The sequence below is a fragment of the Aureibaculum sp. 2308TA14-22 genome, assembly GCF_040538665.1.
GTDB lineage: Bacteria > Bacteroidota > Bacteroidia > Flavobacteriales > Flavobacteriaceae > Aureibaculum.
Map to the genome: position 1 here is coordinate 902759 of NZ_JBEWXT010000001.1, position 19630 is coordinate 922388.

A 19630-nucleotide genomic window follows, 5' to 3' on the forward strand; every position below is an offset into this window, starting at 1 on the left:
TGAAAAATATAATAATCACAGAAAGTGTGAAAATTAATTTGTTAAATTTGCAAATTGGTTTTCATATGAAAAAGACAATAAATTCTCTCCTAATTTTTGTTTTTGCTCTATTTATGTCGTGTGCAGAAAAGAGTCAAAAACCGATTATTGAAATACCAAAGACAGACTACAGGGCCGAGTTTAACCAATTTTTTGCCTCTAATCGCAATTCTATACTATCCGATAAGATAAATGAAATTCAAATAGATAGCCTACATTGGTTAGAAACCTTGTATAAGAACATTAACTATTCAACATTATGGGTGTCCGATTCCATTACACTAAACACTAACGGTACCAAATTATTAGAAACGTTGTCAGATGCCAATGCTTATGGATTGGATACAAGATTATACCCAATAAATGAGTTAAGAGCTATTCACAAGAAAATTGAACAAACCGAAAATAAAAAAAGTAGATACGCTTTGCTTAGCCACTTGGAAGCATTGTTGTCTTATGAGTATATGCGGTTTGGTAGGCATTTAAATTATGGTGTTTTAGATTCTTTAAATAAAGTGTCTATTTTGCCCCGCAAAAAATTTAATATCAATTTACCCAAGTATGTACAGATAGCTTACGAAAAAGATAGCCTAATAGAGAAGTTGATAGAGTTTCAACCTAAACATAAGGAGTACAGAAACTTACAGAAAGGGTTAGTAAAATTTTTACAGAATTCAAGCCTTTCTACTGAAAGTATTAAAGTAGAAAATTTTAGAATGGATTCGGTAAAAGCAGTTTCTCAAGCTAAAAAAGCTCTAATTTTACACAACTACTTAACAGAAGAACATAAAGATTCCCTTTTTGCCAGTGCCTTGGAAAAGTTTCAACTAGATCATGGCTTAAAAGCCGATGGTCTGGTAGGTACAAATACCGCTAATGCTTTATCGGTAAGTCCTTACGAATACTATCAGCAAATTAAAGCAAGTTTAGAAAGATGGAGGTGGAAAGACAATTGGCCTTCAGATTATTTATTTGTAAATATACCATCCTATCGATTAAAAGTGGTCAACGATTATAAAGTTGCCAAAGAATATAATGTGGTGGTGGGAAGCGTTAAAAATCAAACTCCTGAAATAATAGATTCTTTGCAATATATAATAGCTTACCCTTATTGGAATGTGCCAAAAAAGATTTCGCTACGAGAAATTTTGGTAAAGGCTAAAAAGGATTCTACCTATTTAATTAGGAATAATTATGAGGTAATAGGTAAGGATAAAGAAAAAATTGATCCTACGTCTGTAGATTGGAACGAAGTGAACAGAAGTAATTTCAATTATAAGTTCAGACAACAAGGAGGTAGCATAAACGCTTTGGGCTTTGTTAAGTTTATTTTCCCCAATAAAGATGCTATTTATTTACACGATACCCCTACTAAATCACATTTTAATAGAGAACTAAGAGCCTATAGCCATGGTTGTATAAGAGTGCAAAACGCCTTAGATTTAGCAGATTATTTGCTGGAAAAAGACAAGAATAGGTTTACAATGGATACGGTTAATGCTTACATAAAAAAGCGGAAAGAAAAGTGGATGCCAATGAAGAAGAATTTACCGGTATTCTTGTATTATGTTTCCGTTGAAGCTGATAGCATTGGTAAAATTACTTTTTACAAAGATATTTATAAAGAGGATAAAAAACTGATTAGAAGTTTAGCTATAAACAGTAACTAACAAAAACGGTCTGGAATAATTCCAGACCGTTTTTGTTAGTTGTATTTTCCTCAGTTTTATTTATTCGAAGCCAAAAGATTATCAGTAGCTATAAACTTTGATTTAGATAAATACTTTTCTTGCGGATAATAAATAAATAAACAACTACCTTCTTTTATTTTAGAAATAATTGTTGAGTAATCTTTTTCTGGTAACGATGGGCAACCCCAGCTTCTACCTAATCTTCCATTTGATTTAATAAAATCAGGATTTGCGTAGTCAGCAGCATGTATAACTACTGCACGTTCTCTGGCTTTGCTGTTAGAATACTCTAATCCGTCCAAACGCAAAGAAAGACCATGTTTGCCATGGTATGTTTCAGCGGTTTTATAAAAACCAATACTTGTTTGATGGCTGTTTACCTTATTTGAGAATTTTTTGGCGAATTCTAAACCTGATTTTTCTCCGTGAGCTACAACACTTTTGTGTTCAATAGTTTGGGTTTCCATATTTATGATATAAAACCGCTCTGTATTGGCAGAAACACTCATGTCAATTATGGTTAAATACTTTGAATTATTTAATTCACCTTTGTTTTGTAATTGCACATAACCTTTTAACCCATGTTTAAAAGCATCAAAATCTAAGTCGTTATCATTGATTCTTTGGTAAATTTCTTCAGAATATGACGAAAAAGTACGCTCGGTGTTTGAAGGCTTTTTTTCTGATTCGTTAAAGGTCGATGTTGGTGTTTTTCCTGCGTAGATTGGAAAAATTAAGATAAAACTGATAGTTAAAGTAAGTATTTTTTTATACATATAAATTAGTTTCTTTGGTAATTAAACATTCTAAGTGGTATTTTTCCTACCTACAATGCTAATTTTTTTCAAATCTTTTTTAATAATAATTGGGTTGAAAAAAATCAATTAAAAAAAACTTAATTCACAGCAACAAAAAATAATAACAATTTTATGTCAATTTTATTGCATTTAAAAAAAGAAAAAATAGATAATCTATTTTTTCTTAGTGGTTTTGTCGGCGTATTTTTGCTTGTTCAATTCGTCTTGTAACTCTCTTCTTAATTTTTGTTCACGTTCTATAGAGCGTTGTCTGTGCCCTTCATATTCTTCTTCAATTTCGGCTTTGGCCTTTTTTGCCTCAACAGTAATACTATTACTACGTTTAAATTTACCTATAAAAAACAATAGTAAACCAGTTAAAGCTGCAATTATAGACCATAATATGGTATTATAACCCGCTTTGCTCATCGGAAGTCCAAGAAGTTTTATACTATCTTTTTCTTCGGTAACTGCTGTTAAATTTCCCTTAGTTGCTTCTAGTTTAACATTTAAAGAATCTATGTTGGCTTTTTGACTACTTACTACATTTTGACTTTCTAAATAAATTTTTCTAGCTTGTTTTAGAGAATCCGCAACATTGTCTCTAAACTTAAATAAATTATTAAGCTTTATAGATCTGTAAACTTGCCCAGTTCTGGGATCTGTCCATTTAGCTGATTTTTTATATAAATAATCGAACTGACTTTCAATAGTTCCACTATTTAAGGAACCTTTTTCTTCCTCTTTTTGGGCAAAAACAGTAGCTGTTACCGCGACGCAAAGGAGAAATGTGATTAGAATTTTGGCGAATTTCATTTATTTTAATTTAGAGTTGTATAATTCAGCGTTCAAAAGTAAATAATTACTTCTAAACATGAAAGTTAAAGCATAAAAAAAGTAGAGACTGTTAATATAATTTATTGTATTTCGATGGATTAACCTCATTCATAATATTGTAAAGACCTTCAAAAATATCTTCAATTGAAGGTTTTGAAAAGTAGTCGCCGTCGGTGCCATAGGCAGGCCTATGACTTTTGGCCGTAATAGTTAAAGGTTTGCTATCTAAAAATTGATAAGCATTTTGTTTGTTTATAATCTGATCTAAAAGATATGCAGAAGCCGCACCAGGCACATCTTCATCAATAACAACTAATCTGTTTGTTTTTTCTATACTTTTAACAACTTGGTTGTCAATATCAAATGGTAATAATGTCTGGGCATCGATAATTTCTATATCAATTTCTGCTTTAAGCAACTCTTTTGAGGCTTCCTCTACTAATTTTAACGTAGATCCATAAGAGACCACAGTAATATCTACACCTTCTTTTATGATCTCTACCACACCTATCGGCGTAGTAAATTCACCTAAATTGGACGGTAAATCTTCCTTTAGCCTGTAGCCATTTAAATTTTCAACAATTAAAGCGGGTTCATCACTTTTTAGGAGTGTATTATAAAAACCTGCAGCTTTGGTCATATTTCTTGGTGTTAAAATATAAACACCTCTTAAAAGGTGGATAACCGCTCCCATGTGCGAACCAGAATGCCAAATTCCCTCCAACCGATGTCCTCTTGTTCTTATAATTAACGGAGCTTTTTGTCTGCCAAAAGTTCTGTAACGAAGTGTTGCCAAATCATCACTTAAAATTTGTAATCCGTATAGTAAATAATCGAGGTATTGAATTTCTGCAATAGGTCTTAACCCTCTCATAGCCATTCCAATGCCTTGCCCCATAATACTTGCTTCTCTAATACCTGTATCAGCTACTCTTAATTCACCATATTTTTGCTGTAAACCCTCTAAGCCTTGATTTACATCACCAATTTTACCTGCATCTTCTCCAAAAATAAGCAGAGATTCATGTTGTGATAAAAGAGCATCAAAATTATCTCTTAAAATAATTCTGGCATCAACAATTTCAGCTTCTTCAGGATAAGTTGGTTTAACTTCTTTTACCGAAGTGGCCGCATTTTCGTTTTCACTGTAAAGATGTGCACTGTAATTTTGATGTTGTTCTTTATCAAAATTTTTAATCCATTTAATTAATAAATCTTTTTCTTTGCTATTTTCATTCCGAACATACACCAAGCACCTTCTTGCAGTTGATAGCACATCCTTTTTTAATGGATCTTTTATGGCTTCTAAATCGTTTTTTAGCTTTAATATAAATGGTTTGTTATTGCTCTTTTGTGCTAAATTAACGAGTAACGATACAACTTCTTTTTGTGCATGAACTATATCTTGTAAGTAAGTATTCCAAGCTAACCTTTTAGCAGCACTAACCTCTCTTTTAGCATCTTTTGCTATAGTTATGAGTTCTTCTTCATTTTCAAAAACTTCAATAATCCATTCTTTCATTTTAGCATTACAGTCATGAGCTGTTTCCCACTCCAAACGCTCAGTGGTTTTGTATCTTTCGTGCGAACCTGAAGTTGAATGTCCTTGAGGCTGCGTTAGCTCTTTTACATGAATTAAAACAGGAACATGGTTTTTTCTGGCAATGGTTGAAGCTTCATTATAAACATCTATCAGCTTTGAGTAATCCCATCCGTTGACGGTGAAAATTTCATAACCATCTACATCATCGGTACGCTGAAAACCTTCTAATACTTCTGAAATACTTTCTTTTGTAGTATGATGCTTGGCGTGAACAGAAATGCCGTATTCATCATCCCAAATACTAATAACCATTGGTACTTGCAAAACTCCAGCAGCATTAAAAGTTTCAAAAAAATGCCCTTCAGAAGTACTGGCATTTCCTATTGTGCCCCAAGCTATTTCGTTACCGTTATTAGAAAAAGTAGTATGTTTTTTCAGCTTAGGAATCTCTCTGTACATTTTAGAGGCTTGAGCCAAGCCTAACAAACGAGGCATTTGCCCAGCAGTAGGGGAAATATCTGCACTAATGTTTTTTTGTTGCATTTGGTTTTTCCAAGTGCCGTCTTCGTTAAGGGTATGTGTAGTAAAATGCCCGCCCATTTGTCTTCCAGCGGAATAAGGTTCAGCAACTATATCGGTATGGGCATATAATCCCGCAAAAAACTGTTCAGGGGTTAATTCGCCAATAGCCATCATAAAGGTTTGGTCACGGTAATAGCCAGAACGCCAATCACCATTTTTAAACGCTTTTGCCATTGCCAGTTGAGGCACTTCTTTTCCATCACCAAAAATTCCGAATTTTGCTTTACCCGTTAAGACTTCTCTTCTTCCTAAAAGACTACACTCCCTACTAATAACAGCAATTTTATAGTCTTCAAGAATTTCTTTTTTAAATTCTTCAAACGATAATTTATGCTCTGATGTTATTGTTTTTTCTGACATATATTGCTTTTACGGAAGTTCTGCAAAAGTACGATTTTTAGAAAAGAAAATCAAAAAAATTGACAGTTCATTTTTGGCTGAGTCAAATACTATTCACGGAAAATTGAAAAGGAAACTGGGAGGTAAATATTGCCTAATTTGGTGCATATAAATAAGAATTAACTTATTAAAGCCTCCTCAAGGGCATTACCAAACAAGTCCTCCAAACTAATTCCAGCTTCTTGGGCTTGCATGGGTAATAAACTCTCGGAGGTTAACCCAGGTACTGTATTTATTTCTATAAAATGAGGTTCATCTCCAATAAAAATATATTCGGCTCTGGAAAAGCCCTTCATGTTTAATATTTTATAAACTTGGGCAGCAACTGCATTCAGATTTTGTAGTTTCTTTTCAGAAATTCTGGCAGGTGTAATTTCTTTGCTTTTCCCTAAATATTTGGCTTCGTAATCAAAAAAGTCATTTTCAGAAACAATTTCAGTAGGCGGCAGTACTTTTACTTTTCCTTCGTATTCAATAACACCAATAGAAACCTCAGTACCGTCCAAAAACGATTCAATAAGTATTTCGGTATCTTCTTTAAAAGCTGTTTCTAAAGCAGCAGCTAACTGTTCTTTTTTAGAAACTTTAGAAATTCCGAAACTAGAACCCGCATTATTAGGTTTTACAAAACAGGGCAAACCTACTTTTTCAAATATGGCATCTTCATCAATAGTATCACCTTGGTTCAAATAAACGGAAGTAGCTGTTTTAACACCATATGCTTTTACTACACTTAGTGTATCACGCTTGTTAAAGGTCAGTGCCATTTGGTAGAACGGTGCTGAGGTATGTTTAATACCTAACAACTGAAAATAAGCAAGAATTACCCCATTTTCGCCGGGATTGCCGTGTATTGCATTAAAAACACAATCAAAAGTAATTGTTGTACCGTTTATTTCTGTAGAAAAATCATGTTTGTTAATTGGGTATTCATTTGCATTATCATCTAAAACTACCCATTTTTCTTTTAGAATATGTACACGGTAAGGCTTATATTTTTCCCGGTTCAGATGGCTAAAAACAACGTTACCGCTTTTTAAAGAAATATTGACCTCGGAGGAATAGCCTCCCATGATTATTGCTATATTTTTCATTGTAGAAATGAGTTCTGATCATTCAAAAACAAAAGTATCAAAAAAACAGATAGCTTTTTTCTTTTTTACGTAAGTTTGTAACAGTTAAAATTATACGCATGAAATTAGCCTTAACTGAAAGTTGTTGCGACCAAAATGTTAATTGGCTAATTCCGTCTGACCTTTGAAAATCAATAAAAATTAACAGATGAAAATCATTCAGTATTTAAAAAGTAAAATTTTTATCAGAACCATTATTTTAATGGGCATTATTGTAATTGCCGTGGTTTTTGGTTTAAAAGCTTTATTGGCCTATACTACAAATCACGATCAGAAAATATTGGTGCCTGATTTGAAAAAAATGTCTTTGGCTGATACTGAAACTACATTAACGAATTTAAGTTTGAATTTTGTTGTTATTGATTCTGCAAGTTTTAATCCTGAATATCCACCAAAATCGGTAATAGATCAAGACCCTGAGGCGGGCGATCATGTTAAGGAAAATAGAAAAATATACTTGACCTTAAATCCGTCTAGTTATAAAAAAATTCCGATACCTGATGTGTTGAATAAAACTAAAAGACAGGTAGAGACCCATTTAAAATCTATCGGGTTTAAAATAGGGAAATACCAATACGTACCTGACTTGGGTAGAGATGTTGTCCGAAAAATGAAACATGAGGGTAAGGAATTGGAAATGGGCGACTTAGTGCCTAAAAATTCTGTAATTGACTTGGTATTAGGTGATGGAACTGGTGGACAGGATCAGTAATGTATGAATAACGACAATCACGAAATAGATAACGATCAAGACGATTTATACGAGCATTACAACTTTACTGCTGCTGAGGGTCAAGAACCGTTGCGAGTAGACAAGTTTTTAATGAACTTTATTGAAAACGCTACTCGTAATAAAATTCAACAAGCTATAAAAGCGGGCAATGTATTGGTAAATGATGCTGTGGTAAAAGCCAACCACAAGGTAAAACCATTTGATGTGGTACGTGTTGTATTGGCACATCCGCCGCATGAAAATTTATTGGTTGCCGAAGATATTCCTTTAGACATTATTTACGAAGACAATGAGGTACTGGTGGTGAACAAACCAGCGGGAATGGTAGTACATCCAGGTCATGGTAACTATAATGGTACGTTGGTTAACGGATTGATACATCATGTAGAAAACCTGCCCACAAACTCCAATGAACGCCCAGGGCTAGTACACCGTATTGACAAAGATACTAGTGGGTTGTTGGTGGTTGCCAAAACCGAATTTGCCATGTCTCATTTGGCAAATCAGTTTTATGACCGTACCACGGAGCGGTTGTATTATGCCTTAGTTTGGGGCAATGTAGCAGAAGACGAAGGTACTATTGAAGGCCATATAGGTAGAAGCTTAAAAAACAGATTGCAAATGAGTGTTTTCCCTGATGGGGAACATGGTAAACCTGCCGTTACACATTATAAGGTGTTAGAACGTTTTAGTTATGTTACCTTGGTACAATGTAAATTAGAAACGGGCAGAACCCACCAAATTAGAGCCCATTTTAAACATATTGGCCATACCCTGTTTAGTGACGAACGTTATGGCGGTAATGCAGTTTTAAAAGGCACAACTTTTACCAAATACAAGCAATTTGTAGATAATTGTTTTAAACTATTACCCAGACAAGCCTTGCATGCCAAAACCTTGGGGTTTATACACCCTATTACCAAAAAGAAACTACAATTTAATTCTGAATTGCCTTTAGATATGCAACAGGCTATTGAAAAATGGCGGAGTTATACGGTGCATCAGAAAGAATAATTTCTATCCCTCCGCCCTTTGTTCAAGAGAGGAACCAGTTCCCAACAAAGTAATAAGTAAAAATTATAATCTTTTATCTAAAATTTAAATGTTACTCAGTTCCCCTCTTGTGTAAAGAGGGGGATGAATTCTGCTTTTTTGCAGAAGAAAGGGGAGATAGTTTTATTGAGATTTATAATTATTTCTAATTTCTTGCAAAACTGAAGGCAAGTAGTCAAAAACGAATTTATTTTCAAAACGAATTACGGTGTAACCTAAATCATTCAGATAGTTAGTTCTTTTTAAATCATACTCTTGAGCGGCAGTATTATTATGTACTTCACCATCCAACTCAATAATTAATTTTTCTGAAGCACAGTAAAAATCAACTATATAATTTCCAATGCTATGTTGTCTAGAAAACTTTTTACCATCAAGTTGTTTTGCCTTTAAATACTTCCATAAAAAAACTTCTGCTGGTGTTAGATTTGACCTAAGTTTCTTTCTTAAGTTTAATAATTTCTTATTGTTATGGCCGTTTTTGTTATTCATTCAAAACAAATATATAAAACTATCCCTCCGTCCAGACTTATCGTCAGGACACCTCCCTTTTCACAAGGGAGGAACCAGTTCAGAATAAAATTACTAGTAAAATTATAACTTTTTTCTCTAAATTATAAATGTTATCTGGTTCCCCTCTTGTGTAAAGAGGGGGATGAATTCTGCTTTTGCAGAAGAAAGGGGAGATAGGTTACTATCTTTTTGTCTATGTTAAGGATGCTACAGATTACTTTAGACCAATTCCCCTTAGCAGAAGTAAATATTAATTATTTTTTAACCAATTATCAAAATCAACCAATTTATTTTCATTCTCATTTAACCATTTTTTGGAGTTTTCATTACCAATTTGAGTAATATAAGTACAATAGGTTTTCAAATGTTCGCTTTTGGCTAAACTATAAAAGAAAGGGGTATAGAAAGTTGACCAAATGTCTTTATTTTGTTCCTTTTTCAGCTCACCTAGAATTTTAAAAAATGATTCAGTATTCTTAACAAACATTTCATCTTCAGTCTTTCCTTCGTTTTCCTCTGAGTATTTAGAAGCCTCTAGTAAACCAATCATTAATTCAGCAGCTCCAAACCTATCGTCTTTATTGGGAGAAAGTAAAATGTTAACAGAGTTTGACTTATTTTTATCCTTTGATACATTTCCTCCAAAGTTTTTTTGAAGTATTTGATAGCCTTCATTCGATCTTTTAGAATTTGGTTCTAAAAAAAGAAAGTAATGTGAAGCCAAGACGGATTGAACAGCATTACCTTTTTGATTATGAATGTTGGCTAACATTAAATGACTACTGGCATGATTTGGGTTAATTTCAATGGCTTTAATCGCATTTTCTTCTGCATCGTCTAACTTATTTATTTTAAAATAGTTTAGTGCGAGATTGTAATGTAATAAATAATGAGGTTCAGTTGTTTTTATGGCTTTTTTAAAAAGTTTAATAGATTCTTTTGTTTTACCTAACATGTCTAAAGCTGAACCTTTGGTCATATAGGCTTGATTCATATATTCAGCTTTTTGCTTAAGTACCACATCTGCATGTTTGATGGCTTTTTTATAATCTGCTTTTGAAAAATAGCTTAGAGCAATTTCGTAATTTACTAGTGTAGATTTAGGGTTTATTTCCAACGCTTTTTTATAGGTGTCAATAGCTTTGTCATATTCACCTTTATCGTGTTGTTGTATGCCTTCTTTTACAAAATCTTCTATAGTTGATTGTGCAAAACTTGGAATGGATATTAAAAGTAAGAGTAAAATTGTTATTATTGGTTTCATTTTTTCTGTTTTATAATGGGTAATGGTTAGATAAGTTTAGTTGATTTCGATAAGCTAGGTTATAAGGAGCATCAAAAAGAGTAAATACGTTAGAACTAGCAATTAATTCTACACGTTGTTGCCAATAGTGTTTACTTTTTTATAATTTTTTTTGTTCCCGAAATTCCTTTGTCATCTGTCACTTTGCAAAAGTAAAGTCCCTTATGCAATTCAGAAGTGTCAATTTTAATTAATCCATTTGAATCCGAATATGAAGATATTAACTGTCCGATATTATTAAAAATTTCTAGTTGAACAATAATAGAATTGGTTCTTATATGCAGATTTTTTGAGGTTGGAATAGGGTATAAAGATAAATTAGTCAAGAAATATTCATTTGAATGAAGAGTTCTACAATTTTCTGTAAAATTAACTGAAGGCCCAAAGTTCGACAAAAACTCGACGTTATTTATATCATCAACACATACCGTTGATAAATTTGGCAGCAAAATAAATGGAGTTGCAGTAGGATCAGAATTGTCAAAATTATGATTATTACCATTTTTGAAATTGATGGATGTTAAATTTTCATTAAATCCACATTCAATACGTATCAATGACATATTATTGCTTAAATCAAGAGTGGAAAAGTTATTTGAGGCACAATATAGCTCAATTAAAGATACATTGTTACTTACATCAAGATGTGAAATAGTATAGTTATAACCACATTGTAAATATGTTAAAGAAGTGTTATTACTTACATCAAGATTTGAAAGATTATTTGAAGAACAATCTAAATATTCTAATGAAACATTATTTCTAAAATCGATGTTAGAAATCTCATTTCTTTCTAATCCAAGGGATTTTAACAATATATTCTTGCTTAGGTCTAGGTTAGAAAGTTTGTTCCTACTACATGATAATGATAGTAAAGAGGTATTATTGCTCACATCTAGATTTGAAAGTTTATTATCTGCACATACTAAATTTGTTAAGGAGATATTATTATTTAGGTTGAGATCAATGAGGTCGTTATCCGAACAATTTAAATGGGTCAAAGATATATTGTTACTAAGATCAAAAGTTGAAAGCTTATTTCCACGGCAATCTAATCGGATTAGTGCAGTAAAAGATGATATACCAACTAAGGACTCAATATCCCTATAAGTAATATATAAAGAAGATATGTTTTGAGCTTCACTTAATTGTATTTCATTATCATTATTAATATCTATTGCAACCCAATTATCTGATAGGTCCTTTGCAATTAGATTTGTTTTAGTGGCTGATAACAATGTATTCTTGAACTTTTGATCTGGAATATTCACTGTTTGTCCATGAACAAACATTATATTAAATAACATGAAAATTTTTAATAATTTTTTCATTCTTAATTATTGGCAACGCCCAGCATAAGAAAAGTAGGGCTGTTAAAATTCTCTGACCTTCGATCTGGCTCAAGCCAAAGCTTTTGTATTTTGTGATTATTTTTTCTTTTTAATTGCCAAATCTAAAGATTTGGCGACCTCGTAAATATAGCCAAAACCCTTATCTTAAGCACTATCCGCCCTATTTTTTTTATACCTTGTTAGGCTCTGTTGCTCTTGTTCCATTCCAATTGGCATCTTTTTTCGCAACATTTGGTTTCCCGCGTCAATATTCAATTCCCCCGTTTAAAATTCCCCCGGACAGATTGTAAAAAACTTTTAAATTTTAATTAATTCCGCACAGCAATTGTCTTTTTTATTTTTTTAAAGATTGTCCACGCGAATTGGAACGTCTCCGCTTAAGGAATTCTCTAATTACCAGTGTTTTTTGCAATCTTTTTTCGCGTTTTAAATTACTTTCGCCCAATAGTGCCTAACAATTGTATAAATGCCTAACAATTGTACATAGTTGTAATTATTTTTATAATTGAAATTAAGAAGCTAAAACGAAGAATACTACAAATAGGTTGGAGTAGGGGTTTCTATTTAGCGACTACCCACCAAATATAAGAAGAAATATTTTAAAATGAAATTAAATAGGGGTGGATAGTTAAATAACCTAATTACAATTAATAAATGATTCTTGTTTCAGGAAAAACATTAACCCATGCAAACCAAAAAACCTCATGTGCAGGTATCCGTAAGAGGCGTTGTTTTTCCGGGCCTACCAAAGCCTCTTCTTTTACTAGCCATACTTCGCCATTAATATCTTTTAATTTCCCATTCTTATAGGTTTTGAATTGCTGGTTATCAATGGCATAGGCACGGCTGGCTCCGTTACTTTCGGTGATGATTAACAACCGTTGATCTTCAATCTTATCGTGATGAATTCTTTTACGTTTTAAATAATCTACAGCAATGGCTAAGGGTTGTGCTGCAAAGTTTTTGGGGCGAGGTATAAAAACCCTAGCTTTATTGGGTAAACGCCTGTCCAATCTTTGTACTGGAAACATCAGGTTGTCATCCGCAAAATAGTCCTTGTAAGCTTCACCTTCAGCATAATTTCTGGCATGCCCAGTTTCAATAGAGAGCACTTGCGTAGTTGGATGCCGCTTTCGCCATGCTCCCCAAGTCGTGGTTTCTACAGGTAGCGTAGATAGCTCAATATTCTGTTCAACCAAAGGACCCACTACAGGGGTACCCATAATAGTATTCCATAACGATTGCGTAGCCTGGTCATACATTAATTTATTAGAGCGATAGAGAAATCCACTGGTTCCTAATTTATGCTTTACGCCGTTATATTCAGTATCATAGATAATAACGGTACCGCAAAGTGTACAATACACAACTGCAATAGATTGGTCTCCTATATCGTCCGTAAGAAATTCGTGCCATGCCAAAATACGTTTTGGATACGCACGAGCTTCTCCATGAATTACAAGGCCAAAAACAACGTCAGTATCTGAAAGATATGTGGCCTCATTGGCAGCCATCATGGTAGGTGATTTTAACGTTGGGATACCGTCCTTGCTAACACCACCCCAAACAATTTCGTCCAATCGAATTATGGTTTGGTTCTCTCTTCCAGTAAAGTATTTATAAAAAGCAGAATCAACAGCACTATACAAATATCCTTTAAAGTCAGCATAGTAATTTCCATATTTGGGCGAACGTTTCCACAACCATTGGATACCATTAAAATAATCAGCTTTAAGTTCAGGCTCATGTTTGTTCAATACGGCTTTAATTTCTTGTTGTTGCCAATCATCTTTGCTTAACCTCAATATATCAAGTAGCGGAGCTATATAGCCTTGAGACCAATTTTGTTGTAAAAAACGTAACGCTGCTGTCTTTTTTTGCTGATCGTAACCAATAAGATTCTTAAAAATTTGTAGAGTGTCCACTAACTTTGGTGCTGATTGCTTGGTGTTACTATCTAAAAAGCTATTGTAATCAATAGGTAAGGTGGAAGCCAGACGCTGATTTGCCCAGTAGCCGTATTCTCTTACTGCCGCTTTATTAATGATATTTCCACGTTTATCAAATAACAAATAGGGTTCTATTTTATACAGTCTAGAAACTTGGTTTTGCACCTTTTTTCCTAGAGATTGGGTTCTGCTAGACCCCAATTTTCGCTGTTCTGCAAGTGAGACGTTAACTTGTACTTCATTTTCAGAAGACATGGTTAACCCGAGGTGTTTGATGGTTAAAAATTCAGGAAAGTGCAGTTGATAATTCCCAGTGAGACTATCGGGTTGAATAAGCGTACTTAATTCTGTTGGATTAAGAATGGTCTTAAACGTTCCTGCTTCATACTCTTCAAAAGTAAGCTCGTAGCCCAATTCTTTTAGTGCCGCTTTATTGGGACTCTTTAAAAGACTTCGTAAAAAGTGCGGTAAGCTGTGAGTATAGATATTTTCTCTTCTCTTACTATAACGCGTATCATCAGGTTTTGCTTTGTTAATGTATTGACCGTTGCCTTTGTAATAGGTAGAACCATCTGTTTTGATGGATAACTCCTCAAGCCAGAAACGAATAGTATAGCCTAAGTAGTCGTTTTCTATTTCTAAGAGATCGGTTGCATTTACCGTTAAGATTTCATTCTTTTCTTCGAATTGCAAAACTTCTGGATTTAAAATTTTACAACTAGCGGCAGCTTTGCCTTCTCCCAATAGGGTTTTTCTAAATCTTCTAAAATTTTTCTTCCATTTTCTACTCTTTTTAGCCGTAAGGAGAACTTCATTCAAATTTACAGTTTTACCAAACATTTCGAGCGTATCACGATTCACTAGACTTTGATATTGCTCTGGGCTAATGGATAGTGTTTTGTATAATACATGCCTTATAACGAGTAATTGCGTTTCCTGTTTGGAAACGTTAAGTTTACAGTAGCCATTTTTATCGCTTATAGTACCTAGGCTGGAGTTGTTTATAAAAATATGGGCGTCTACTATTGGTTTTTTAGTGACTTCATCAATCAAACGGAATTTCAACTCGAGGTTCTGAGCGTTGACCAATTGTAGGCAACTCAGTCCAATCCAGAAGCAAAAAAATATCCGTCTCATTTTAAATATAAACATTAACTCCTAAAAATAGACGGTAAAATGAGCCTCTAATTACACCTAAAATTTTGGTTGATTTCACCTCTATTAAACTCCATCATGATGATTTAAGAAGTTAGTATTTAAAAGAAAAGCTTCACTTTGCAAAGTGAAGCTTTAAAAAATGTCTTTTATCGCTATGTATGTTATAAATTATCCCCTTATTTTATTTTTAAATTTTTCAAATTTATTGCCCTCCTTTTTTGGCCAGTTATTATTAGAAGTATCTACATCTGCAGTCTCTAAATCAGGATCTATTGCAATATTTATAATTTCTTTATTAGAATAAACTGCTTTGGTAACTTCTTTATCATTATATCTCCAAATTTGAGCGGGATACGTTTTCCTTTCTTTTGAACCGTCTGCGTAGGTATATTCAACAATAATTGGCATTACTAAGCCTCCGGGCTTATCAAATGTAATTTCGTAGAAATACTTAGAATTGGCTCTTTTAGGAGACTTAAATTTTAATGTTTTTGTAGTATCTTGAACAAAATTAACGATATCTCCTTTTCTTTCTTCAGCATAGAATTTTTTTACATTTTTAATTCCTATATCAGTAACGTCAGTTGTATAGAACCAACCTCTCCAAAACCAATCTAAGTCAATAGCAGAAGCATCTTCCATTGTTCTAAAGAAATCTGCAGGTGTTGGGTGTTTAAACATCCAACGTTGAGAATACGTTCTAAAAGCATGATCAAATAATTCTCTACCCATAATGGTTTCACGTAAAATCCACAATGCAGTTGCAGGTTTTCCGTATGCATTGTTACCAAAACTATATACATTATCTCCTTTTGACATAATAGGAGCTATATAAGCTTGATCTCCATCCATATAATCAACAATATTTTTTGGTAACCCTCTTCGTAAAGGATATCCTTCTTCATAATCCATCATTGCCAACATTTGAACAAATGAATTTAAACCTTCATCCATCCAAGTCCATTGACGCTCATCAGAATTTACAATCATCGGAAAAAAGTTGTGTCCAACTTCGTGAATAGTCACTCCAATCATTCTATATTTTGTTCTATCGGAGTAGGTCCCATCCGGATTAGGTCTACCAGGATTGAAACATATTTGAGGATATTCCATTCCCATTTGTCCATCCACTCCAATAGCTTTGTGGTAAGGATAATCAAATGTATGTCTAGAGTAGGTTTTTAATGTTTGAGCCACAGCTCTTGTAGAGTGATCGCCATATAATGGATTGGCTTCTCTGGTATAGTATGAATACGCCATAACCGTTTTGCCATTAATATCAACAGCCATACCATCCCAAATAAACTTTCTAGAGGTAGCAAAAGCATAATCTCTAACATTTTCTGCAAAAAACTTCCATGTCTTTGTTTTCTTAGAAAAGCCTTTTTCAAGTTTTATGGCTTCGTCTTGAGAGTGAATTATAACAGGATTATCAAAGGTTTTTTTTGCTTCAGCTAACTTTTTGAGTTGTTTTTTTGTTAAGACTTCTTTTTCATTCAACAATACTCCAGTTGCTCCAAGCATATGGTCAGCAGGAGTGGTAATGTTTACCGTATAATCTCCAAACTCTAAAGCAAATTCACTTCTTCCCCAAAATTGATCGTTTTGCCAACCCTCTACATTATCATACACACATAATCTCGGAAAGAATTGTGCAATAACATAACTGTTATTGCCATCCTCAGGGAAATGCTCAAAACCAGATCTACCACCATCGGTTATATGATTGTTTATATTGTACCACCAAGAAACCTTAAACTTAAATGTTTCTCCAGATGCTAAAGGTTTCGGTAAGTTTATACGCATCATGGTTTGATTGATGGTGTGTGACAAACTACTGTCGTCTATATTTGTAACACTTGTTATGTTAAACCCACCATCAAAAGGATCATTCAAATAGGCTTTGTCAAACCTAGCTTTTGTTGTACCTTTTGGAATTGCACTTGGTTGAATATCTGGCGTTTTAGAATCTGCAGCACGCATATTTTGATCTAATTGTAACCATAAATAGGTTAATTCATCTGCTGAGTTATTGTGGTAAGTTATTGTTTCACTTCCGGTAATTTTTTGATTTTTATCATCTAATATAATATCGATAACATAATCTACTTTTTGCTGTGTGTAATTTACACCAGGAGCACCGGAGGCGGTTCGTTGGCTATTAGGCGTTGCTAGAACATCTTTAAGCTGTCTAAATTTATTTTGATTTGTATGTCCTTCCTGTGTTTTTCTAGGAGTGTTTTGTGCAAAAACAGCAGTTGATATAAACAACACAGATAGTACAAAAGTGGTTAATTTTTTCATGTTTTAATTGTTAGTTTTTTAAAGAGGGTTAAATTAAGAAGAAATGTGTTTAGAATGAAATTAAATAGGAAGTGTTATTTAAAAGGTTTTTATTAATGCTATAAACACAACTTCTTATTCAATTATAGCTGCATTAATAAATTCCTGTAATTGTTGGCGTAAGCCTAACTGCCTGTAAGGCGAAAGTTGAATCATCATTACATACACCAAGTTATGTTTTGCATCTATTTTAAAGTAAGTGCCTGCGGCTCCACCCCAACCATATACTTTTTCTAAGACATTGGGGTTTTCTCCACGAATGGCAAAGCCCAAACCGAAACTTGCTTCCCCATTTGGCAATCTAAGCCCTTCTGATTGATGTTTTCTTGTTTCATCTAAATGGTCAGCAGTCATTAATGCGATGGTTTCTGGTTTTAAAATGCTGACGTTATTTAAACTTCCATCGTTTAGAAGCATTTGACAAAATTTTAAATAATCAAAGGTGGTGGAGACTAAACCGCCACCACCATTAAAAAGGGTAACTTCATTAATATATCTATTGTCATCATGGGGTTCTGACACATAGAGTCCGCCGTTGGCATTCCATCTGTAACCTGTTGCAAAACGATGGACTTTACTTCTAGGCAATTGAAAATGGGTATCGTTCATTTGTAGAGGTTCAAAAATGGAATCTTTTAGGTACTGTTTTAGTGTTTTGCCAGAAAGCACTTCAATTAAATAGCCGCAGATATTAGTAGACAGCCCATATTGCCAGTTGGTACCGGGCTCAAATTGCAGCGGGATTGTGCTCAGTTTTTTTACAAATTCTTTATTGTTTTTTGAGGTATACAAATTGGCTTGAGTATAGTATTGGTTTAGTGTTGTATTACGACCATTTCCGTAATTATAACCTGAGGTATGCCTTAACAGATCTATAATCCGTATTGGATTTTTGGCTGGAACTAAGGTAGTACCGTTTAGAACATTTAATTTTTTAAATTCAGGTATGTATTTGTAAAGGGGATCGTCCAATTTGAATTTTCCTTGTTCGTACAATTGCATTAACGCAACAGATACAATGGGTTTGGTCATTGAAAAAATTCTAAAGATGCTATTTTCATTTACAGGTGTTTCTTTTTCAATATTCAAATACCCATAACTGTCAAAATAAATGAGTTTTCCGTTACGTAGTATTCCAGTTTGGATACCAGCTAATTGTTTTTCATCCACTAACTTATGAAAATAGATTTCCATTTTTTGGAGTGAATCTTTAGATATATTTGCCTTATCTGGGTTTGATAAATCAGTCAATTGAAATTGAGCAAAAGTATTGTAATTACCTATTAATGATATAATTAATAAGCTATAAATTGTTTTTAATGTTTTCATGGGTTTAATTTACTTTTAATTAAAAAAGTAATGCTGTGCAAAATTAAATTTTTGTTTTCCTTTTTTACAATTATGTAATAATAAAAAGAATAGAGAGCAAAAAAAAGACGGGCACAAAAGCTACTTATTTTTAAATAATTAACATTCTCATCGGATAATCCAAATTTCGACACATTGCATAAATCAAAACCAAATAAATAGTTAAATACTTTCAAAGAAAATTTTTCATATTTATTTAGCAATTTTTACTTTTTTTTCTTTTTTTGAATGATATGTCAGGATAAACGAGAAAGTAAAAATAAAGATAACTAAAATAATTTGATATAATTTTAAGCTGATATGTAAGCTGTCAAAACTTGATTTATTTAAAGAATTAACTAACAAAATTGTACTAAAAAAAATAGTTATTCTTAAGATGATTATGGCTATAATTAATAAGGATAAACTCTTAAAAATCCTCACATTTAAGTTTTCATTTTTGTATAATAGATATATAAACCTTATTGGTAAAATTGTTATAAGAGTTAGTACTCCTATTGAAACAGAATTTAAGTTGGCATCGTTTGTTCCCAGTTCTTTGGCTAGATATATTGACACAGTGAGGAATAATTCTGTTATGGAAAGAAATGCTATAAACAATAAAATACCATTTATATAAGGTTTAATTTTATTCAATATATATGTTTTTCGGTTTACTTTGCTAAATTCTTGGGTTAACATATCTGTATTTCCCATTCTTTTTTTGGCAATTAAAAAGGCTTCCTCTTCGACTAAACCGATTTTTTGTAATTGTTCTATCTCCTCTAAGATGTGACTTTCTAATTCATTGGTATTGTCAATTGTTATATTAGGATTTTGAGACAAGTTAGCTTTCCA

Annotated in this window: 14 protein-coding genes; 3 read left to right on the forward strand and 11 right to left on the reverse strand. The window is 33.0% G+C overall.

The window, feature by feature from the left end; genetic code table 11:
* Positions 1–65 precede the first annotated feature (65 nt).
* A complete protein-coding gene (locus U5A88_RS04030) occupies positions 66–1709 on the forward strand; it encodes a L,D-transpeptidase family protein (RefSeq protein ID WP_354203982.1) in 1644 nt (547 codons plus the stop codon).
* A gap of 56 nt (positions 1710–1765) precedes the next feature.
* Here the strand turns inward: U5A88_RS04030 and U5A88_RS04035 are convergent, their stop codons facing one another.
* The 4 genes from U5A88_RS04035 to U5A88_RS04050 all read right to left on the reverse strand — a co-directional run bounded on the left by U5A88_RS04035 (position 1766) and on the right by U5A88_RS04050 (position 6982).
* Positions 1766–2506, reverse strand: coding sequence for a murein L,D-transpeptidase catalytic domain family protein (locus U5A88_RS04035; RefSeq protein WP_354203984.1), 741 nt, complete (start codon positions 2504–2506; stop codon positions 1766–1768).
* Positions 2507–2701: 195 nt separating this feature from the next.
* Entirely contained in the window at positions 2702–3343 is a 642-nt protein-coding gene (locus U5A88_RS04040; RefSeq protein ID WP_354203986.1) for a tRNA (guanine-N1)-methyltransferase, read from the reverse strand.
* 91 nt (positions 3344–3434) lie between these two features.
* Positions 3435–5849 carry an alpha-ketoacid dehydrogenase subunit alpha/beta gene (locus tag U5A88_RS04045; RefSeq protein ID WP_354203987.1) on the reverse strand — a complete coding sequence of 805 codons (2415 nt, stop codon included), beginning with the start codon at positions 5847–5849 and terminating at the stop codon, positions 3435–3437.
* Positions 5850–6007: 158 nt separating this feature from the next.
* The gene (locus tag U5A88_RS04050) at positions 6008–6982 is read right to left on the reverse strand and encodes a D-alanine--D-alanine ligase (RefSeq protein WP_354203989.1); all 975 of its coding nucleotides are present in this window, start codon (positions 6980–6982) and stop codon (positions 6008–6010) included.
* Between the two features lie 187 nt (positions 6983–7169).
* On the opposite strand from U5A88_RS04050, the gene U5A88_RS04055 reads away from it, so the two are divergent.
* Both U5A88_RS04055 and U5A88_RS04060 read left to right on the forward strand, forming a co-directional pair.
* Positions 7170–7733 (forward strand): PASTA domain-containing protein, encoded by a 564-nt coding sequence (locus U5A88_RS04055; protein ID WP_354203991.1) that lies wholly within the window; start codon positions 7170–7172, stop codon positions 7731–7733.
* A 3-nt stretch (positions 7734–7736) separates the two neighbouring features.
* Positions 7737–8768, forward strand: a complete 1032-nt coding sequence (locus U5A88_RS04060; protein ID WP_354203993.1) for an RluA family pseudouridine synthase — start codon at positions 7737–7739, stop codon at positions 8766–8768.
* A 162-nt stretch (positions 8769–8930) separates the two neighbouring features.
* Here the strand turns inward: U5A88_RS04060 and U5A88_RS04065 are convergent, their stop codons facing one another.
* The 7 genes from U5A88_RS04065 to U5A88_RS04095 all read right to left on the reverse strand — a co-directional run bounded on the left by U5A88_RS04065 (position 8931) and on the right by U5A88_RS04095 (position 19618).
* A complete protein-coding gene (locus tag U5A88_RS04065) occupies positions 8931–9299 on the reverse strand; it encodes an endonuclease domain-containing protein (protein ID WP_354203995.1) in 369 nt (122 codons plus the stop codon).
* A 271-nt stretch (positions 9300–9570) separates the two neighbouring features.
* On the reverse strand, positions 9571–10584 hold the full coding sequence (locus U5A88_RS04070; protein ID WP_354203997.1) for a tetratricopeptide repeat protein: 1014 nt from the start codon (positions 10582–10584) through the stop codon (positions 9571–9573).
* Positions 10585–10715: 131 nt separating this feature from the next.
* Complete coding sequence (locus U5A88_RS04075) at positions 10716–11954, reverse strand: T9SS type A sorting domain-containing protein (RefSeq protein WP_354203999.1); 1239 nt, start codon at positions 11952–11954, stop codon at positions 10716–10718.
* Positions 11955–12622: 668 nt separating this feature from the next.
* Positions 12623–14989, reverse strand: a complete 2367-nt coding sequence (locus U5A88_RS04080; protein ID WP_354204000.1) for a DUF3179 domain-containing (seleno)protein — start codon at positions 14987–14989, stop codon at positions 12623–12625.
* Between the two features lie 261 nt (positions 14990–15250).
* Positions 15251–17386 carry a M1 family metallopeptidase gene (locus U5A88_RS04085; RefSeq protein ID WP_354204002.1) on the reverse strand — a complete coding sequence of 712 codons (2136 nt, stop codon included), beginning with the start codon at positions 17384–17386 and terminating at the stop codon, positions 15251–15253.
* Positions 17387–17500: 114 nt separating this feature from the next.
* Positions 17501–18754 (reverse strand): serine hydrolase domain-containing protein, encoded by a 1254-nt coding sequence (locus tag U5A88_RS04090; RefSeq protein WP_354204004.1) that lies wholly within the window; start codon positions 18752–18754, stop codon positions 17501–17503.
* 231 nt (positions 18755–18985) lie between these two features.
* On the reverse strand, positions 18986–19618 hold the full coding sequence (locus tag U5A88_RS04095; RefSeq protein ID WP_354204006.1) for a permease prefix domain 1-containing protein: 633 nt from the start codon (positions 19616–19618) through the stop codon (positions 18986–18988).
* Positions 19619–19630 lie beyond the last annotated feature (12 nt).